Source organism: Caulobacter sp. 17J80-11, assembly GCF_014349105.1.
Classification (GTDB): domain Bacteria; phylum Pseudomonadota; class Alphaproteobacteria; order Caulobacterales; family Caulobacteraceae; genus 17J80-11.
Window position 1 is genome coordinate 53,410 of sequence record NZ_JACSJI010000002.1, and the last position, 15,957, is coordinate 69,366.

Sequence of the window (15,957 nt, forward strand, 5' to 3'; positions counted from 1 at the left end):
GACTTTCAGGCCGGGCGGTTTCCTCCCGGCCTGACCCGCTCTAGAAGCTGGTCGGGTGAAAGCCCGCATTCCCACCCTGTCCGCCGACGAGATCGCGCTCGTCCGCTCGCTGCCGATCTTCGAAGATCAGGCCGTCCTGGCGCTGAACAAGCCCGCCGGTCTGTCGAGCCAGGGCGGGCGCGGCCAGGTCAACACGCTGGACGAGCTGCTGTGGGCCTTCGCCAAGTCCAGCGGTCGCCGGCCGGTGCTGATCCATCGCCTGGACCGCGACACCTCGGGCGTGATCCTGACCGCCAAAACCAAGCCGGCCGCGAGCTTCCTCGGCAAGGCGCTGATGGCCCGCAGGTTCGACAAGACCTACGTGGCCATCGTCACGCCGGGCGCGCCGGAGCCCCGCAACGGCGAGATCACCACCGCCCTGCGCCGCGAAGAGATCGGGCGCGAGGCCTACATGCGTGCCTGCGCCGACGACCATCCCGACGCCGAGCCGTCGCGCACTCTCTACCGCACCCTGGCCGAAGGGCCGGCCGCGGCCCTGGTCGAGCTGCGGCCGATCACCGGGCGCATGCATCAGTTGCGCGTGCACCTGGCCTCGATCGGCCGGCCGATCGCCGGCGACGTCCGCTACGGCGGGGCGGTCGCGATCGAGGGCGCGCCGGCCCCGCGTCTGATGCTGCACGCCCGCAGCCTGAGCTTCCCGCACCCGGACGGGGGCAAGAAGACGGTCGAGGCGGCCCTGCCCGCGGACTTCGAGGCGCTGGCGCGCAAGGCGGGACTGCTCGCCTGACGGGAACGGCGTCGCGTTTCGACCATTTTCCCTCGTGACGTCCGTGTCTTAGAGGGCCCGGCTGATGAACAGGCTGCTGATCTCCGTCGCCGCGGCGCTCGCCCTCGGCGCCTGCGCCACGCCGACGGTCTACCAACCGGCCAGCGGATCCAGCGGTGTCGGCTACACCGAGCAGCGTATCGAGGCCGACCGCTGGCAGGTCAGCTTCCATAGCGGCTCTGGAGCCAGCGCCGCCCAGGTGAACCAGTACGCCCTGCGGCGGGCGGCGGAACTGACTCTCGCGCAAGGCTACGACTGGTTCGTGGTGGTCAACCGGTACACGGAGGCCGCCGGCGGCTACAACGGCTACGGTTCGGGCGTGTCGGTCGGGGCGGGCGGCGGCAGCGGGGGCGGCTGGAACGGCGGCAGCTTCGGCGGAGTGGGCGTAGGCCTCAGCTTCCCGCTGGGCGGGGCTTCCGGACCGGCCCTGACCACCACGCTGGATATCCGCATGGGCCGGGGACCGCGCCCGCAGGCTCCGGACGCCTATGACGCGCGCGACGTGGCCTCGTCGGTCGGCGGCCCAGGCTGACGCTGCGGCGCCTTGACGCGCCTTCCGATTTCTTCTCGAACGAGGGCTTCCCGGCGCGCGCCGTTTGCGGCCGGCCGATCGTGAAGGAAATCTGGAAATGGCTGATCTGGCGCAAGTCACCGACCGCATCCGTCAGGCCGTGGGCGATAACTCGGGCCTCGGCAAGACCGTCAAGCTCGACTTCGGCGGCGAGGGCAAGATCTACATCGACGGCGCCAGCAGCCCGAACTCGGTGACCAACGAGGACAAGCCGGCCGACGCCGTGGTGCAGATCAGCTGGGACGACTTCCTGGCGCTGTCCCAGGGCCAGCTCGACCCGATGATGGCCTTCATGCAGGGCAAGATGAAGATCCAGGGCGACATGATGCTGGCCCAGCGCCTGGCCCCGCTGCTGAAGAAGTAAGAACAAAAAAGGCCCGGCGCGAGCGCCGGGCCTTCCTGTTTCCGCCGCGTGGGCGATCACATCTTCTTCTTGTCGGTCTCGCCGCCGCTGACGCCCTGGACCTTGGACGAGCTCTGGGTGGCCGAGGACGACCCGCCGCCCAGCGTGCCCGACTGATCGGCGTCTGACGAGGCGCCGTAGGTCCCCGAGCTCATGCCGCCCTGGCTCGTCTGCCCGGTCTGGCCGTAGCTCGACGCGCCGCTCGAGCCGGTCTGGCTTTGGCCCTGGCTAAAGCTCTGTTGGCCTTGGCCCTGCGTCCGGCCCTGGCGTTGCTGACGCCAGGTGTCGAAGTCGCGGCTGAACTTGGCCCGGCGCTCCTCGCGCCAGCCGTGGTAGTCGCGATCCAGGTTCTGGATCTGCTCGTCGCGCCAGTGCAGGTAGTCCGGCTCGAACTCGCCGTGCTGCGAGTGGAACTCCACGCCGCGGCCCGTGCGGCCGCTGGCCCAGATCTGCGAGCCCGGCGCGTAGGAGGAGTCCTCGCCGAAGGGGAGGGCGCCGCGGCCTCCGCCCAGTTCGTGGATCCTTTGTCCCCGGCCGTAGTCCGGCGCCGGTTGGGACCGGTGCCCGACCTGACCCTGGCCGTAGGTCCCGTGGGTCTGGCCGTAGCGCTGGCCGTAGCCCTCGCCGTAACCCTGTCCGTACTGGGACTGGCCGCCCTGGCCGTACCGGGATTGCTGCCCGTACTGCCCCTGCTCATAGGCGGCCTGTCCGTAGCCGCCCTGGACCGATTGCGACTGTCCGTAGCCGCCCTGGCCGTACTCGCGTTGACCGTATCTGCCCGACTCGTACTGGCCCTGCCCGTAGGTCTGGCCGTAGCCCTGCCCGTACTGGGCGGACTGGCCGTAGGGCTGGCCATACTGCGCCTGGCCGTATTGCGAGCCGTACTGGGATTGCCCGTACTGGCCGTAGGAGCGGGGCTGGCCGTATTCGCCCTGCCCATAGTCCTGGCCGTACATGCCGCCCTGGGCGGAGGGCTGGTAGCGGCCGTACTCGCGCTCCTGGTGGCTGTAGGTCTGGCCGCCGCCGTAGCGCTGGCTGGAATAGTCCTGGCCGTAGGCCTGACCGCGGGTGTCTTCACGGCCCTGGTCGTCGCGCCACGAGGGGCTTTCGGCGCGCCAGCCGGCCCGCTCCTCGCGCTCGCGATCCCGCTCCCGTCCGAACTCGCCGCGCCAGCCGCCGTATTGGTCTCTGTCCTGCATGGTCCTGCTTTCCTCAGTTGGGAGGGGAAGTCAGGGACCAACGCCTGCTAAGCGCGGGAAGTTCCTTAGGTAGTTTCCGGAAAAGCTTAGCGAAAATCGCCGCTTAGCCGGTCGTCGTCGGACGGGTGTTCGCGGCCCTTCCGTTCATGGGCCTGGTAGTGGCTGTGCACGGCGTCGCGCCAGCCGGTGTCGTCGTCGTCGAACTGGTGCCGGCCCAGGGTCGGCGCGCCCTGCAGGGTCTCGCGGTCGACCGGAACGACATAGCCGCGTCGCTCGAGGTCGTAGCTGAGCAGCGACCAGGGCAGGGGGTGATAACGCTCGCCCATCTTGAGGAAGCCGCCGAAGGCCATCACCGCGTACGCGACGCGTCCGCTGAGCTTGTCCAGCATCAGGTCCTCGACATGGCCCAGCTTGTCGCCCTCGGCGTTGTAGACGGCCGTTCCCTTGACGCGGCTGGCGGCGATCAGCGGATTGGACATGGAGGCGCTCCGACAGTGGTGGCGGCGGAACGTCAGCCGGACAGGGCGGTTCCTTTGACCTTGACTGTAGCCACGTCGCAACAGATCATGCGCGGGTAGGTGCGTCCCTTTGCGCCAGCAGGCGAGGGTTGTTCGCCCGGCTGGCTCGCATAATCTCGATATCGTTCATTCAGCGTCGTGAGCGTGGGAGAGTGGAAGTGGCGGGTCAATCGACGGGAAAGACCAAGTCTGCCCAGAGCGAAGCCCCGGAGAACGGGGCGCTCGACGCCTCGGCGCCCCTCGGCGATCAGCTGAAGGCGATGTTCGACACGGTGGCGACCAGCCCGATGCCGGAGCACCTGGCTCAGCTCGTCGACGAGCTCGAGGAAAAGTACCGGGCCGGCGAACTTCGGCCCGATCCGAAGAACTGATCAGTCCTCGGCGACGGCCGCGACCAGGTCTTCCGACGCGAAGGTGTCGGTCGCGTTGTCGGCGTCCATGATCTTCAGCAACCGCGCCCGCGCGCGGTTGACCCGGCTCTTTATCGTGCCGAGCGCGCAGCCGCAGATCTCAGCCGCCTCCTCGTAGGTGAGGCCGGCTGCGCCGACCAGGATCAGCGCCTCGCGATGCTCGTCCGGCAGCTGGCCAAGTGCGGTCTGCAGCGAGCGCATGGCCACGCTCCAGTCCTGGGTCGGCGGGGTGAACAGGGTGGCCGCGTGCTTGCCGCTCTCGTCGCTGACCTCGCGCCGGCGGCGCACCACGGCGGTGTAGTAGGTGTTGCGCAGGATGGTGAAGAGCCAGGCGCGCAGGTTGGTGCCGGGCTCGAACTTGGACCGGTGGGTCCAGGCCTTGATCAGGGTGTCCTGCACCAGGTCGTCGGCGTCGGCGCTGTTGTGGCTCAGCGACCAAGCGAAGGCCCGCAGCGCCGGTATAAGCGCCACCACATCTTCACGCCAACTCGAGCTTTCAAGTTCGTCCGCGTCCAGCACCGGCGCGGCCGGACCCAGCTGATCGTCTTCGCGTAGTGAAGTCATGTCCGCAGCCCCGTCACGACGAATAAACTACTCGTCCTTGGGCGCGACAGACGGCTGACGCCGTCCGAACACCGCGCCCACATGGCTTCCGTGCAAGCCATAGTTTTACACCGTGCCGGGGAACTCAACCCCTGAATTTCGCGCCTCGGGGGGAACCGAAGCGGAGGACCGACGTTCGCGGGTCTCCGGGGGCAGGTGGCGGCCGCCGGCTTTCGGGAGACGCGCGCATGAGGCTTTCGGCCGACCCCCAGACGTCGGAGCCGACCCGCTCCGAACCCGGCGCGCCGCACGTCGTGCGAGAAGCCGAACGGGGCCTTGTGGAATCGGCGGTGGCGCGGTTCCGGCGGGTGCGCGCGCGCACCGTCGCCCTGGCCGAGCCGCTGTCGCCGGAGGACATGGTCGTCCAGTCGATGGCCGACGCCAGTCCGGTGAAGTGGCATCTGGCACACACCTCCTGGTTTTTCGAAGAGATGCTCCTGGCGCGCCGGCCGGGGCACGTCTGGGCCGACCCGACCTTCCGCTATCTGTTCAACTCATATTACGAGGCGGTCGGGCCGCGGCAGCCGCGGCCGCTGCGCGGCCTGATCACCCGCCCGGGCGTGGCCGAGGTGATGGCCTACCGGCGGCGGATCGACGAGGCGATGGTCGAGTGGCTGACCGCCGGCGGCCTGGACGACGCCGAAGCGGCCTACCTGTTCGAGCTGGGCCTGAACCACGAGCAGCAGCATCAGGAGCTGATCCTGACCGACGTGCTGCACCTGTTCGCGCAGTCGCCGCTGAGCCCGGCCTATCAGACCGCCGCGCCGTCCGTCTCGGCGGCGCCCGGGCCGGCGCGCTGGGCCGAGTTCGACGGCGGCCAGGTGGAGATCGGCTGGGCTGGGGAGGGGTTCGCCTTCGACAACGAAGGCCCCCGTCACGCGACGCTTTTGGCGCCCTTCCGGCTGGCGGACCGGCCGGTGACCAACGCCGAATGGATGTCGTTCATGGCCGACGGCGGCTACCGGCGCCCCGAGCTGTGGCTGTCCGACGGCTGGGCGACGGTGCAGGCCGAGGGCTGGGTCGCGCCGGGCTACTGGCGCGAGACGGCGGAGGGCTGGCGGCAGATGACGCTGGCGGGCCTGCGCCCGCTGGATCCGGACGCCCCGGTGGTGCACGTCAGCTTCTACGAGGCCGACGCCTATGCGCGCTGGATCGGCGCGCGCCTGCCGACCGAGGCTGAGTGGGAGCACGCGGCCGCGGGCGTTCCCGTGCGCGGCAACCTGGCGGGCGCGGCCGACGTGTCCGCCGGCCCGTTGCGCCAGCAGTTCGGCGACGTATGGGAGTGGACCGCCAGCCCCTACGTTCCCTATCCGGGCTTCCATCCCCGGCCGGGCGCGGTGGCGGAGTATAACGGCAAGTTCATGGCCAACCAGCTGGTCCTGCGCGGGGGATCGTTCGCGACCCCGGCCGACCACGTGCGCGCCAGCTACCGCAACTTCTTCTATCCGCAGCAGCGCTGGCAGTTCACCGGCCTGCGGCTGGCGCAGGACGCACGCGCGCGAGCGCGCCGCCCAGCGGCCGAGCCCGGCAGCTTCGAGGCCGAGCTGATCGAGGGCTTGTCGAAAACCCCCAAGGCGATGTCGCCCAAGTGGTTTTACGACGAGGAGGGCTCGCTCCTGTTCGAGGCCGTCACCGCCGTGCCCGAGTACTACCCGACGCGGACCGAAACGGCCCTGCTGAAGGCGGCCGCCGCGGAGATCGCGACCGGCTTCCCGCCGGGCGCGGTATTGGTCGAGCTCGGCTCGGGGGCGAGCGTGAAGACGCGGCTGCTGCTGGACGCCGCGCCGAGCCTGTTCGCCTATGTGCCGGTCGACATCAGCGCCGAGCACCTGGAAGCGACGGCGGCGGCGCTCAGGGCCGACTATCCGGCGCTCAGGATCGAGCCGCTGGCCGGCGACTTCACCGGGCCGCTCAGCCTGCCTGAGGTCGCCGACGGCCGGCCGCGGGTGGGCTTCTTCCCCGGCTCGACCATCGGCAACTTCACCCCGCCGCAGGCGCGCGCCCTGCTGCGCTCGATCCGCGCCCTGCTGGGGCCCGGATCGGGGCTGGTGATCGGGGTGGATCTGGTCAAGGACGAGGCGGTGCTGGTCGCCGCCTATGACGACGCGCAGGGCGTGACCGCCGCCTTCAATCTCAACCTGCTGGCCCGCGCCAACCGCGAGCTCGGGGCCGACTTCGACCTCGAGGGGTTCGAGCACGAGGCGGTGTGGAACGCCGACGAAAGCCGCGTGGAGATGCACCTGCGCAGCCGTCGCGACCAAGCGGTGCGGGTCGGCGGCCGGCGGCTGAGCTTCCGTGCCGGCGAGACCGTGCACACGGAGAACTCATACAAATATACGGTCGAGGGGTTCAGCGCGCTCGCGGCGTCGGCCGGATGGCGGACGGAGCGGGCGTGGACGTCTGAGGATCCCGCGTTCGCGGTGTTGCGCCTGGCCTGTTGACGACGCGGCCGGGCGTAAAGCTGAGGAGGAAGAGCGCGGCGGCGCCTTCCTCTCGTTTGTCAGCTGTCAGCTGCGCGATTCCGCGCCTTCCGAGCGGCCGGAGCCGCGCTTGCGGCCGCCGTGGGACGCTTCTCCGCCCTTGCGCCCGGCCTCGGCGGCCAGGGTGCGGTCCTGGGAGAAGCTGCGCTTTTCGCTGGGCACGCTGGCCCCGCCCTTGCGGGCGATCTCGCGTTGCCGCTCGGGATCCATCGAAGCGAAGCCCCGTTTGGAAGTTCCGCTGCGCTCGTTGCCTTGGCCTTGGGGCATTACAGGCTCCTTCAGTTCCCCATGGTCGTGGGTTGGTGTCCGTCCGGGCGGACCGTGAACCGACAGGCTTCCGGGACTGTTCCGGTGAGGGCGCGGGGATTTTCCGAGCGGCCTTTTGCCCTTGCGCCCGGGTTCGGGATGCGGGGGCCGCACGCAACGCGTCTGATCCGGGGCCTCGCGCGTCGTTCGGCAGGCCGCCGGCGACGCTGGAAAGCCCCAGCGAATTCAACGGCAACCGCCAACGGCACAGCTTTGTTCCTCGGCCACGGGAACCGACCGCGCGCAAGGCTGTTCATTTACCGTCGCGCTCGAGGACCCGCCCCATGCCGCAAAAGCCGATCCTTCGGCACGCGCCGTATTTGCGCCGCTATGCGCGCGCGCTCACTGGTTCGCAGAAGGAAGGCGACGGCTACGTCCAGGCCACCCTGGAGGCGTTGCTCAGTGGCGACCTGCCCCTGGCGCGCGACGTGCCGGTTCGCACCGCGCTGTTCCACGCCTTCCATCAGACCTGGCGCAAGTCGCTGAACGGCTATTCCATCGACGCGCCGATCAAGAACCGGCTGATCGCCGACATCCGCCTGCAGCGGATGACGCCGGAGCATCGGACCGCGCTGCTGCTCATCCTGATGGAAGGGTTCGCGCCGTCGGAGGTCGCCTTCATCCTGGGCGTGTCCGAAAGCGAGGTCGAAAAGCGCTTCGCCGCGGCCCAGGCCTCGATCGAGCAGCAGCTCGCCACCGACGTGCTGATCATCGAGGACGAGCCGATCATCGCGCTGGACCTGCAGCGCGTGGTTCAGGACATGGGCCACCGGGTGATGGGCGTGGCCGCGACCCACGACGAGGCCGTCTCGCTGGCCGGGGAGGAGGCGCCGGGCCTGGTGCTGGCCGACGTGCGTCTGGCCGACGATTCCAGCGGCATCGAAGCGGTGGCCGACATCCTCAAGCGCTATGACGTGCCGGTGGTGTTCATCACCGCGTACCCTGAGCGGCTGCTGACCGGGGAGAAGCCGGAGCCGGCCTTCCTGATCACCAAGCCGTTCCGCGAGGAGACGGTGAAGGCGCTGATCGGTCAGGCCCTGTTCTTCCACCAGCCGCGGCCGCAGTTGCAGGTCGTCTGAGCGCGATAGCGCGCTCAAACTGCGGGATCAGGAACCCGGCCTTTCGCGGCGGCGTTCACGAGGCTCCACACGACGGAGTGCGACGCCATGAGCGACCTGACCGGCGGACCGACGACCCCGGAAACCCCGACGCGCGCGACGCAGCCCCGGCAACCCCGGGTGGCGGAGGTCCGCCCGGGCGCCGAGCGCGCCTTCGCCAGCGCGGCCCGCGACGTCCGGCGCGCGCGGCGCGACCTGGAGGCCGCGGAAGAGAGCCTGGTGGCCGAAGGGCTCGACGTCGCGCAAGCCAAGCTCAAGGACTTGCAGGCCTGGAGCGCCCGTCAGACCACGTCCGGGCGCGAGACCATCCGGCTGCACCCGTTCACCAGCTGCGCGGCCCTGTTCGGCGTGGGGATGATCACGGGGATTCTGCTGACGCGCCGCTAACGCGTCTCGACCTGGCGCCGCCGATCCGCCTGGATCGGCGCGTCGGGTTCAGCTGACGCGCGGGAGGTGGAAGCCCAGCGCCTCGGTGGCCCGAGCGAGGTCGTCTTCGGTGTAGGGCTTCGGCAGGACCGCGACCTTGGGGTCGCTGGCGAACTTCGCCTTTAGCTCGCCTTCGTCGTAGCCGCTGGCCACCACGATCGACAGGTCGGGCGACAGGGCGCGCAGGCGCATGGCCAGCTCGTCGCCCTTGGCGTCCGGCAGGCCGACGTCGATCACCGCCAGGGACGGCTCGCGACGGTTGAATTCGTTCATGGCTTCGGCGGCGTTGCGGGCCGATGTGGGTTCGAACCCGAGGGAGGTGAGGGCTTCCTCCGCAATCATGGCCACCAGGGCCTCGTCCTCGACCAGAAGCGCGCGCACCAGTGACACCTCTTCCGTCGACCTCGTATGCCGACGTTATGCCCCTTTAGGGAGACTGTACACCTCGGAGAATCGCCCCCGGGGTGAAGGCGGAACGCCTCCCGCCACGGGAGGTTGCGTCATCCCTGGGCGCCCGCCAGCACCCGGTCGCTCACGAACGGGTTGGAGCGGCGCTCCTCGCCGAAGGTCGACATCGGCCCGTGGCCGGGCACGAAGCGCACGTCGTCGCCCAGCGGCCAGAGTTTCTGGGTGATCGAGTGGATCAGGTCGGCGTGGTTGCCGCGCGGGAAGTCGGTGCGCCCCATCGAGCCCTTGAACAGCACGTCGCCGACCTGGGCGAAGCGCGCTTCGCGGTTGAAGAACACCACATGGCCGGGGGTGTGGCCGGGGCAGTGGATCACCTCCCAGATGGTCTCGCCCAGAGTGACGGTGTCGCCGTCGTGCAGCCAGCGGTCCGGGGTGAAGGACTTCTGGTCGGGCATGCCGTAGCGCAGGCCGTCCTGAGGGATGCGGTCGATCCAGAACTGGTCGTCCGGGTGCGGGCCCTCGATCGGCGCGCCGGTCCTGGCCTTCAGCTCCTCGGTCGCGCCGGCGTGGTCGAGATGGCCGTGGGTGACCCAGATCTTCTCCACCGTCAGGCCGCGCCGGGCGATCTCGCGAAGGATCGGGTCGAGGTCGCCGCCCGGATCGATGATCGCGGCCTTGTTGGTCTTGGTGCACCACACGACGGTGCAGTTCTGCTGGAGCGGCGTGACCGGGGCGATCAGCACGCCGATGGGCGAGGCGGGAGTGCTCATGCTGCTGACATAGGCGGGGCCGCCCGGCGCGCAAAGAAAAAAGCCCGGGCCGAAGCCCGGGCTTTTCCTTGTCCGAGGACCTTACGATCCGGGCGGGTGTTCGACGCCCGGCATCGGCTGGGCGCCCGCCGAGGTCGGCGGCACGTTCGGATCCAGTTCCGGCACTTCCACGATGCCGCGGCCGACGTGGCTCTTGTGCACGCCGTACAGCATGTAGACCACCAGGCCGACGCCCGACCAGATCGGGAACAGCAGCTTGGCGTCGTGCGGCAGGAAGAAGAACAGCACCGCGCAGCCGGCCACCGACAGCGGCGCCACGATCCAGACCAGCGGGGTCCTGAACGGGCGCTTCCGGTCCGGGTTGGTCTTGCGCAGGATCATCACCGCCAGCGACACCATCAGGAAGGCGAACAGGGTGCCGGAGTTGGAGATGTCCGCCAGCTTGCCGACCGGCAGGAAGGCGGCGGCGAGCATGACGCCGGCGCCGGTCAGCATGGTGACGATGTGCGGGGTCTTGAACTTCGGGTGCACGCGGCTCAGCACGCCGGGCAGCAGGCCGTCGCGGGACATCACGAAGAAGATGCGGGTCTGGCCGTAGATCATCGCCAGGATGACCGACGGCAGGGCCAGGAAGGCGGCCAGGCCCAGCATGTTGCCGACGGCCGGCTGGCCGATCTGACGCAGCACGTGAGCCAGGGCTTCCTTCGAGCAGACCAGCGGCTGCTGGCCGGCCTGGGTCAGGCTGGCGCACTGCTCGGTCAGGGCCATCGAGCCCGGAGCCAGCACTTCGCCGCCCGCGCCGAACACCGGCTGGGCGCCGTAGGCGCCGATCGCGCCGGCGGCCACCAGCAGGTAGAACACGGTGCAGATCACCAGCGAGCCGATCAGGGCGATCGGTACGTTGCGCTGCGGGTTCTTGGTCTCTTCGGCCGCGGTGGAGACCGCGTCGAAGCCGACGTAGGCGAAGAAGATCGACGCCGCGGCGCCGATGACGCCGGCCGTGCCGAGCGGCGCGAACGGCTGGAAGTTCTGTTCCTTGATCAGCGGCAGGGCCAGCCAGATGAAGGCCGAGAGCGCCGCCACCTTGATCGCCACCAGGATGGCGTTGACGGTCGCGCTTTCACGGGTGCCGCGGATCAGCAGCAGGGTGACGAGCAGGCCGATCACCACCGCCGGCAGGTTCACGATGCCGCCGGCGTACGGGCCGTTGGCCAGTTCGGGCGGTACGGTGACGTTGAGCGAGTGCTCGATCAGGCCGACGAAATAGCCCGACCAGCCCACCGACACGGCGCTGGCGGCCACGGCGTATTCGAGGATCAGCGCCCAGCCGACCAGCCAGGCGAAGACTTCGCCGAGCACGGCGTAGGAGTAGGTGTAGGCCGAACCCGAGACCGGCACCATCGAGGCCAGTTCCGAGTAGCAGAGCGCGGCGACCGCGCAGACGAAGCCGGCGATGATGAAGGAGACCATCATGCCCGGACCGGCCTTCTGGGCCGCTTCGGCGGTCAGCACGAAGATGCCGGTGCCGATGATCGCGCCGACGCCGAGCAGCGTCAGCTGCACCACGCCCAGCGAACGGTGCAAGGATTTCTTCTCGGCCGTCGCCAAGATCGCATCGAGCGGTTTAACGCGCCACATAGCCCCTCCCGTACGCGGCTCAAGAGGCCGCGCAGATTAATTTTCGCGCAACCGTGAACCGGTTGCTCGGCTTTGGTCAAGCGAATGCTTAGGTTGCGCCTTGGCGTCGCAGGATCCGGTGGATAGACGGCCCACAGCCATGCTGCCGATTCATGACGTCCTCGATCCGCTGAAGCGCACCCTCGCCGAGCGCACGGCCGCGGTGCTGGTCGCGCCGCCCGGCGCCGGCAAGACCACGGTCGTTCCTTTGGCGCTCAAGGACGAGCCGTGGGTCGAAGGGCGCAAGATCATCGTCCTTGAGCCCCGGCGCCTGGCCGCCCGCGCCGCCGCCGCGCGCATGGCCTCGACCCTTGGCGAGAAGGTCGGCGAGACCGTCGGCTTCCGCGTGCGCATGCAGTCGAAGGTGTCGCCGCGCACCCGGATCGAGGTGGTCACCGAGGGCGTCTTCACCCGGATGATTCTGGACGACCCGGGGCTGGAAGGCGTCGCCGCCATCCTGTTCGACGAATTCCACGAGCGCAGCCTGGACGCTGACCTGGGCCTGGCCTTCGCCCGCGACGTGCAGGGCCTGCTGCGCGACGACCTGCGCCTTCTGGTGATGTCCGCGACCCTGGACGGCGCCCGCGTCTCGGCCCTGCTGGACGACGCGCCGGTGGTGGAGAGCGAAGGGCGGATGTTCCCGGTCGACACCCGCCATCTGGGCCGTAATCCAGCCGAGCGGCTGGAGGACGCGGTCGCCAAGGCGGTGATGAAGGCGCTGGCCGAGGAAGGCGGCAGCCTGCTGGTCTTCCTGCCCGGTCAGGGCGAGATCCGCCGCGTCGAGGAGCGCCTGGCCGAGCGGGTGCGCGATCCCTCGGTGATGCTGGCCCCGCTCTACGGCGCGCTCGATCCCGCCGACCAGGACCGCGCGGTCGAGCCGGCGCCGCCGGGTCGTCGCAAGGTGGTGCTGGCCACCTCAATCGCCGAGACCAGCCTGACCATTCAGGGCGTGCGGGTGGTGATCGACTGCGGCCTGGCGCGCGTGCCCCGTTACGATCCGGCCTCGGGCCTGACCCGGCTGGAGACGGTGCGGGTCAGCCGTGCCGCCGCCGACCAGCGCCGCGGCCGCGCGGGGCGCACCGAGCCCGGCGTCTGCTACCGCCTGTGGGAGGAGCCGGAAACCCGGTCCCTGCCGCCCTTCGCCCGGCCGGAGATCCTGGAGACCGACCTGTCGCGCCTGGCGCTGGACCTGGCCCGCTGGGGCGCGCGCGGGCCGGAGGGGCTGGCCTTCCTCGACCCGCCGCCGCAGGCCGCCTGGCGCGAGGCGCGCACCCTCCTGCAGCGGCTGCAGGCGCTGGACGCACATGGCGACCTGACCGAGCACGGCCGGGCCTTGGCCGACCTGCCGCTGCCGCCGAGGCTGGCGCACATGGTGGTGGAGGGCGCCGCCGCCGGGGCGGCCGGCCAGGCGGGGCGCGTGGCCGCCCTGCTGACCGAGCGGGGGCTGGGGGGCGCCGACACCGACCTGCGCACCCGTCTGGAGCGCCTGGAGCGCGACGGCTCGGCCAAGGCGCGCGACGCCAAGGCGCTGGCCAGGCGCTGGGCCGACAGCGCTGTCAGGCACGCGAAAACCGTGCGCGCCCACGACGCCGATCCGGGCCTGCTGCTGGCCGAGGCCTATCCGGAGCGGATCGCCAGGGCGCGCGGCAAGCCGGGCGAATACCTGCTGGCCTCGGGCCGCGGCGTGTTCCTGGACCCGAGCGACGCCCTGGCGCGCGAGCCCTGGCTGGCGGTCGGCGAACTGGGAGGCGGGGAGAGCCGCGACCGCGTGCTGCTGGCCGCGCCCTTGGACGAGGCGGCCCTGCTCGACGCCTTCGCCGACCGGCTGGAGGTGGAGGAGCGGATCGAGCCGGACCCGCGCGGCAAGATCCGCGCCCGCGAGCTGCGCCGGCTGGGCCGCATCGTCGTCGGCGAGCGGCTGATCGACGATCCCGACCCGGCCCTGATCGCCGCCGCCCTGATGAACGAGGTCGAGCGCAAGGGGCTGTCGGTCCTGCCGTGGAGCGAGCGCTCCGCCAGCCTGCGCGAGCGCGCGGCCTTCCTGCGCGGCTACGACCCGTCCTGGCCGGACCTGTCGGACGAAGCCCTGCTGGACCGGCGCGAGGACTGGCTGGCGCCGCTGCTGATGGGGCGGACCTCGCTGAAACAGGTCGACGCCGGCGCGCTGTCCGAGGCGCTGATCGGCCTGATCCCGTGGGAGCTGCAACGGCGCCTGGACGCCGACGCGCCCGAGCGGTTCGAGGCGCCGACCGGCTCGCGGCTGAAGATCGACTACGGCGCCGAAGGCGGCCCGCGGGTCGAGGTGCGGGTGCAGGAGCTGTTCGGCTTGACCGTCCACCCGACGCTCGCCGGCGGACGCGCGCCGCTGACCCTCGCCCTGACCTCGCCGGCGCACCGGCCGGTGCAGGTGACCAAGGATCTCCCCGGATTCTGGAAGGGCTCCTGGGCCGACGTCCGCTCCGACATGCGCGGCCGCTATCCCAAGCATCCCTGGCCGGAGGACCCGACCACCGCGCCGCCCACGACCCGGGCGAAGCCGCGCGGGACGTGATCGGCGCGGGCCGTCAGGCCGGCAGGAACAGCGGCGCGATCAGGAACGGGATCGCGTCGACCAGGAAGTGGGCGAGGATGTTGCCCCAGAGGTCGCGCCGCCACTGGAACCAGAGCGTCAGCAGGGCCGCCCCCGGCGCCACGAACAGCAGGTGCGCGGGGCCCCAGCCGGGCAGGTGCAGGGCGGTGAAGGCCGCCGCCGGGATCAGGAACGCCAGCACCGGCGAGCCGGTGAGCCCGCGAACCCTGGTCACCGCATAACCGCGAAACAGCACCTCCTCGCACACCGCGGCGACGAGCACGGTCACGGCGCGAGCCCAGAACGGCAGGGCCGCGAGGCCGGCGAAGGCGGCGGTCGGGGCCGGGAGGCCGAGCGCCAGGATGCAGGCGTAGCTGGCGGCGCCCACCGCGAAGAAGGCGACGGTCAGCAGCAGTCCCCATCCCAGGCTGGACCACTTCGGGCGGCCCAGGCCGAGCTCCGATAGCCGGCTTCGCTCGGGCCCGAGGAGAAGGACGGCGCTCAGCACGGAGAAGCCGATCCAGATGACCGCCCGCCGGACCAGCGGGTCCAGGCCCGAAGGCGTGAAGTACGCCGCCAGGACGATCAGGGCGGGACCGCCCAGGGCGAGCAGGACGCCAGCCCATCCCGCCCGGACCGGCGCGCGTTGCGTGGTCTCCGCGACGGTCACGGCTGCACCTCGCCGCGATCCTTCAGCGCCTTCAGCCCTGCGCTCAGGAAGGCCATGCGACGCGGATCGAAGCAGGTCTGGTCCGCGGCCTCGGGAGCCTGGCTCACTTCGCCCCAGAAGCGGGCGGCGCCGTTCCACAGCCCCGCGTCGCCCTGAGTGAATTCCTGGATCAGGGCCAGCGCGCGCCGCGCCACCGCCAGGCCCGCCTCGGAGGTCGCCTGGTCGGCGCCGATGCGGTCGATGTCGGCCCAGACCTGGGTCCAGCCGGCCTGGACGCGCGCCTGGTCCTCAGGGGTGAATGTCCGCTGAGCCAGGGCCTGGCGTTGCTCGGGGGTATAGGTCCTCTGGGCGATGGCTTCGAGTTGCGGGGTCCACTCGACGGACTTGGTCATGGCGGTTCTCCGAACCAGGTTGGACAGCTCGTCCGGAGAGAGACGCCGACCGGCGGCCAGGACCTGCCGGGCGGCGCGCACGACGCCGAGGGCCTGCGCGGTCTCGCGGCGGCGGGTTTCGAGGGCCGCTTCCTGCGCCGCCAGCACGGCGTCGAGATCAGGGCCGCGCCCGGCGAGCAACTCACGCATGCGCTTGAGGGGCAAGCCGAGACTCTTCAAGGCCAGGATGACGTGCAGCCGTTCGGCGTGCGCGTCGTCGTAGACGCGCCAGCCGGCTTCGGTGCGCCGAGGCGTGATCAGCCCGGCCCGTTCGTACACTCGCAGCGCCTTGACCGTGATCCCGAAACGGGCGGCGAAGGCGGCGGCGGTGTCATCCGGCTTGGGGCGAATCTGAAGAGCGGGTGCGTTCATTTCGTCGGGTCTTCACTCTGGACCCGTGCAGATGGACACCCGGACCCTGGGTCCGGCGCAAGCGGAATTGTGAAGGTGGCTCGTCGTGGGCCGTCCAGCCCGCGCCACACCGCCCGGAACCGGGGTCGACGAACGGCCTTCGATCCGCCGCGCCGCGGTCTAAAAAGCGGCGCCGTTGTCTCAGCTCATGGTTGCGGGCG

General features: G+C 70.6%; 17 protein-coding genes. 8 read left to right on the forward strand and 9 right to left on the reverse strand.

The features are described 5' to 3' along the window. Nucleotides 1–55: 55 nt before the first annotated feature. The 3 genes from H8B08_RS02705 (at nt 56) to H8B08_RS02715 (ending at nt 1,761) form a co-directional block, all read left to right on the forward strand. Nucleotides 56–787 (forward strand): RluA family pseudouridine synthase, encoded by a 732-nt coding sequence (locus H8B08_RS02705; protein ID WP_187448683.1) that lies wholly within the window; start codon nt 56–58, stop codon nt 785–787. 64 nt (nt 788–851) lie between these two features. Continuing rightward, the gene (locus tag H8B08_RS02710) at nt 852–1,358 is read left to right on the forward strand and encodes a hypothetical protein (protein ID WP_187448684.1); all 507 of its coding nucleotides are present in this window, start codon (nt 852–854) and stop codon (nt 1,356–1,358) included. 97 nt (nt 1,359–1,455) lie between these two features. Next, nucleotides 1,456–1,761 carry an SCP2 sterol-binding domain-containing protein gene (locus H8B08_RS02715; protein WP_187448685.1) on the forward strand — a complete coding sequence of 102 codons (306 nt, stop codon included), beginning with the start codon at nt 1,456–1,458 and terminating at the stop codon, nt 1,759–1,761. 56 nt (nt 1,762–1,817) lie between these two features. Here the strand turns inward: H8B08_RS02715 and H8B08_RS02720 are convergent, their stop codons facing one another. Beyond that, nucleotides 1,818–2,999, reverse strand: coding sequence for a hypothetical protein (locus tag H8B08_RS02720; RefSeq protein ID WP_187448686.1), 1,182 nt, complete (start codon nt 2,997–2,999; stop codon nt 1,818–1,820). A gap of 86 nt (nt 3,000–3,085) precedes the next feature. Beyond that, the gene (locus H8B08_RS02725) at nt 3,086–3,478 is read right to left on the reverse strand and encodes a PRC-barrel domain-containing protein (protein ID WP_187448687.1); all 393 of its coding nucleotides are present in this window, start codon (nt 3,476–3,478) and stop codon (nt 3,086–3,088) included. Between the two features lie 197 nt (nt 3,479–3,675). On the opposite strand from H8B08_RS02725, the gene H8B08_RS02730 reads away from it, so the two are divergent. Next, nucleotides 3,676–3,888, forward strand: a complete 213-nt coding sequence (locus H8B08_RS02730; protein WP_187448688.1) for a NepR family anti-sigma factor — start codon at nt 3,676–3,678, stop codon at nt 3,886–3,888. On the opposite strand, the gene H8B08_RS02735 is transcribed toward H8B08_RS02730, so the two are convergent. Further along, entirely contained in the window at nt 3,889–4,491 is a 603-nt protein-coding gene (locus H8B08_RS02735) for a sigma-70 family RNA polymerase sigma factor (RefSeq protein ID WP_187448689.1), read from the reverse strand. 227 nt (nt 4,492–4,718) lie between these two features. On the opposite strand from H8B08_RS02735, the gene egtB reads away from it, so the two are divergent. Next, nucleotides 4,719–6,971, forward strand: a complete 2,253-nt coding sequence (egtB, locus tag H8B08_RS02740; RefSeq protein WP_187448690.1) for an ergothioneine biosynthesis protein EgtB — start codon at nt 4,719–4,721, stop codon at nt 6,969–6,971. Between the two features lie 66 nt (nt 6,972–7,037). Here egtB and H8B08_RS02745 read toward each other — a convergent pair whose 3' ends face one another. Next, nucleotides 7,038–7,277 carry a general stress protein gene (locus tag H8B08_RS02745; RefSeq protein WP_222934279.1) on the reverse strand — a complete coding sequence of 80 codons (240 nt, stop codon included), beginning with the start codon at nt 7,275–7,277 and terminating at the stop codon, nt 7,038–7,040. Nucleotides 7,278–7,600: 323 nt separating this feature from the next. On the opposite strand from H8B08_RS02745, the gene H8B08_RS02750 reads away from it, so the two are divergent. Next, nucleotides 7,601–8,395 (forward strand): response regulator, encoded by a 795-nt coding sequence (locus H8B08_RS02750; RefSeq protein ID WP_187448691.1) that lies wholly within the window; start codon nt 7,601–7,603, stop codon nt 8,393–8,395. 87 nt (nt 8,396–8,482) lie between these two features. Then, nucleotides 8,483–8,821: a hypothetical protein gene (locus H8B08_RS02755; RefSeq protein ID WP_187448692.1), complete on the forward strand. Its 339-nt coding sequence runs from the start codon at nt 8,483–8,485 to the stop codon at nt 8,819–8,821. 48 nt (nt 8,822–8,869) lie between these two features. On the opposite strand, the gene H8B08_RS02760 is transcribed toward H8B08_RS02755, so the two are convergent. The 3 genes from H8B08_RS02760 to H8B08_RS02770 form a co-directional block, all read right to left on the reverse strand. Continuing rightward, nucleotides 8,870–9,241: a response regulator gene (locus tag H8B08_RS02760; protein WP_187448693.1), complete on the reverse strand. Its 372-nt coding sequence runs from the start codon at nt 9,239–9,241 to the stop codon at nt 8,870–8,872. Between the two features lie 119 nt (nt 9,242–9,360). After that, the gene (locus H8B08_RS02765) at nt 9,361–10,038 is read right to left on the reverse strand and encodes an MBL fold metallo-hydrolase (RefSeq protein WP_187448694.1); all 678 of its coding nucleotides are present in this window, start codon (nt 10,036–10,038) and stop codon (nt 9,361–9,363) included. Nucleotides 10,039–10,119: 81 nt separating this feature from the next. Then, nucleotides 10,120–11,676: an amino acid permease gene (locus H8B08_RS02770; protein ID WP_187448695.1), complete on the reverse strand. Its 1,557-nt coding sequence runs from the start codon at nt 11,674–11,676 to the stop codon at nt 10,120–10,122. Between the two features lie 139 nt (nt 11,677–11,815). Here H8B08_RS02770 and hrpB point away from each other — a divergent pair, with 139 nt between their 5' ends. Beyond that, a complete protein-coding gene (hrpB, locus tag H8B08_RS02775) occupies nt 11,816–14,266 on the forward strand; it encodes an ATP-dependent helicase HrpB (protein WP_187448696.1) in 2,451 nt (816 codons plus the stop codon). 13 nt (nt 14,267–14,279) lie between these two features. Here the strand turns inward: hrpB and H8B08_RS19500 are convergent, their stop codons facing one another. Both H8B08_RS19500 and H8B08_RS02785 read right to left on the reverse strand, forming a co-directional pair. After that, nucleotides 14,280–14,954: a type II CAAX endopeptidase family protein gene (locus tag H8B08_RS19500; protein ID WP_187448697.1), complete on the reverse strand. Its 675-nt coding sequence runs from the start codon at nt 14,952–14,954 to the stop codon at nt 14,280–14,282. Further along, on the reverse strand, nt 14,951–15,757 hold the full coding sequence (locus H8B08_RS02785; protein WP_187448698.1) for a MerR family transcriptional regulator: 807 nt from the start codon (nt 15,755–15,757) through the stop codon (nt 14,951–14,953). The genes H8B08_RS19500 and H8B08_RS02785 overlap by 4 nt, the downstream gene beginning before the upstream one ends. Nucleotides 15,758–15,957 lie beyond the last annotated feature (200 nt).

What these genes read in the sequence shown, in the direction of transcription:
- H8B08_RS02770 (WP_187448695.1), bottom strand. Translation starts at nt 11,676, where the DNA reads ATGTGGCGCGTTAAACCGCTCGATGCGATCTTGGCGACGGCCGAGAAG.
- H8B08_RS02715 (WP_187448685.1), top strand. Translation starts at nt 1,456, where the DNA reads ATGGCTGATCTGGCGCAAGTCACCGACCGCATCCGTCAGGCCGTGGGC.
- H8B08_RS02725 (WP_187448687.1), bottom strand. Translation starts at nt 3,478, where the DNA reads ATGTCCAATCCGCTGATCGCCGCCAGCCGCGTCAAGGGAACGGCCGTC.
- H8B08_RS02785 (WP_187448698.1), bottom strand. Translation starts at nt 15,757, where the DNA reads ATGAACGCACCCGCTCTTCAGATTCGCCCCAAGCCGGATGACACCGCC.
- egtB (WP_187448690.1), top strand. Translation starts at nt 4,719, where the DNA reads ATGAGGCTTTCGGCCGACCCCCAGACGTCGGAGCCGACCCGCTCCGAA.
- H8B08_RS02755 (WP_187448692.1), top strand. Translation starts at nt 8,483, where the DNA reads ATGAGCGACCTGACCGGCGGACCGACGACCCCGGAAACCCCGACGCGC.
- H8B08_RS02750 (WP_187448691.1), top strand. Translation starts at nt 7,601, where the DNA reads ATGCCGCAAAAGCCGATCCTTCGGCACGCGCCGTATTTGCGCCGCTAT.
- H8B08_RS02735 (WP_187448689.1), bottom strand. Translation starts at nt 4,491, where the DNA reads ATGACTTCACTACGCGAAGACGATCAGCTGGGTCCGGCCGCGCCGGTG.
- H8B08_RS02765 (WP_187448694.1), bottom strand. Translation starts at nt 10,038, where the DNA reads ATGAGCACTCCCGCCTCGCCCATCGGCGTGCTGATCGCCCCGGTCACG.
- H8B08_RS02720 (WP_187448686.1), bottom strand. Translation starts at nt 2,999, where the DNA reads ATGCAGGACAGAGACCAATACGGCGGCTGGCGCGGCGAGTTCGGACGG.
- H8B08_RS02745 (WP_222934279.1), bottom strand. Translation starts at nt 7,277, where the DNA reads ATGCCCCAAGGCCAAGGCAACGAGCGCAGCGGAACTTCCAAACGGGGC.
- H8B08_RS02710 (WP_187448684.1), top strand. Translation starts at nt 852, where the DNA reads ATGAACAGGCTGCTGATCTCCGTCGCCGCGGCGCTCGCCCTCGGCGCC.
- hrpB (WP_187448696.1), top strand. Translation starts at nt 11,816, where the DNA reads ATGCTGCCGATTCATGACGTCCTCGATCCGCTGAAGCGCACCCTCGCC.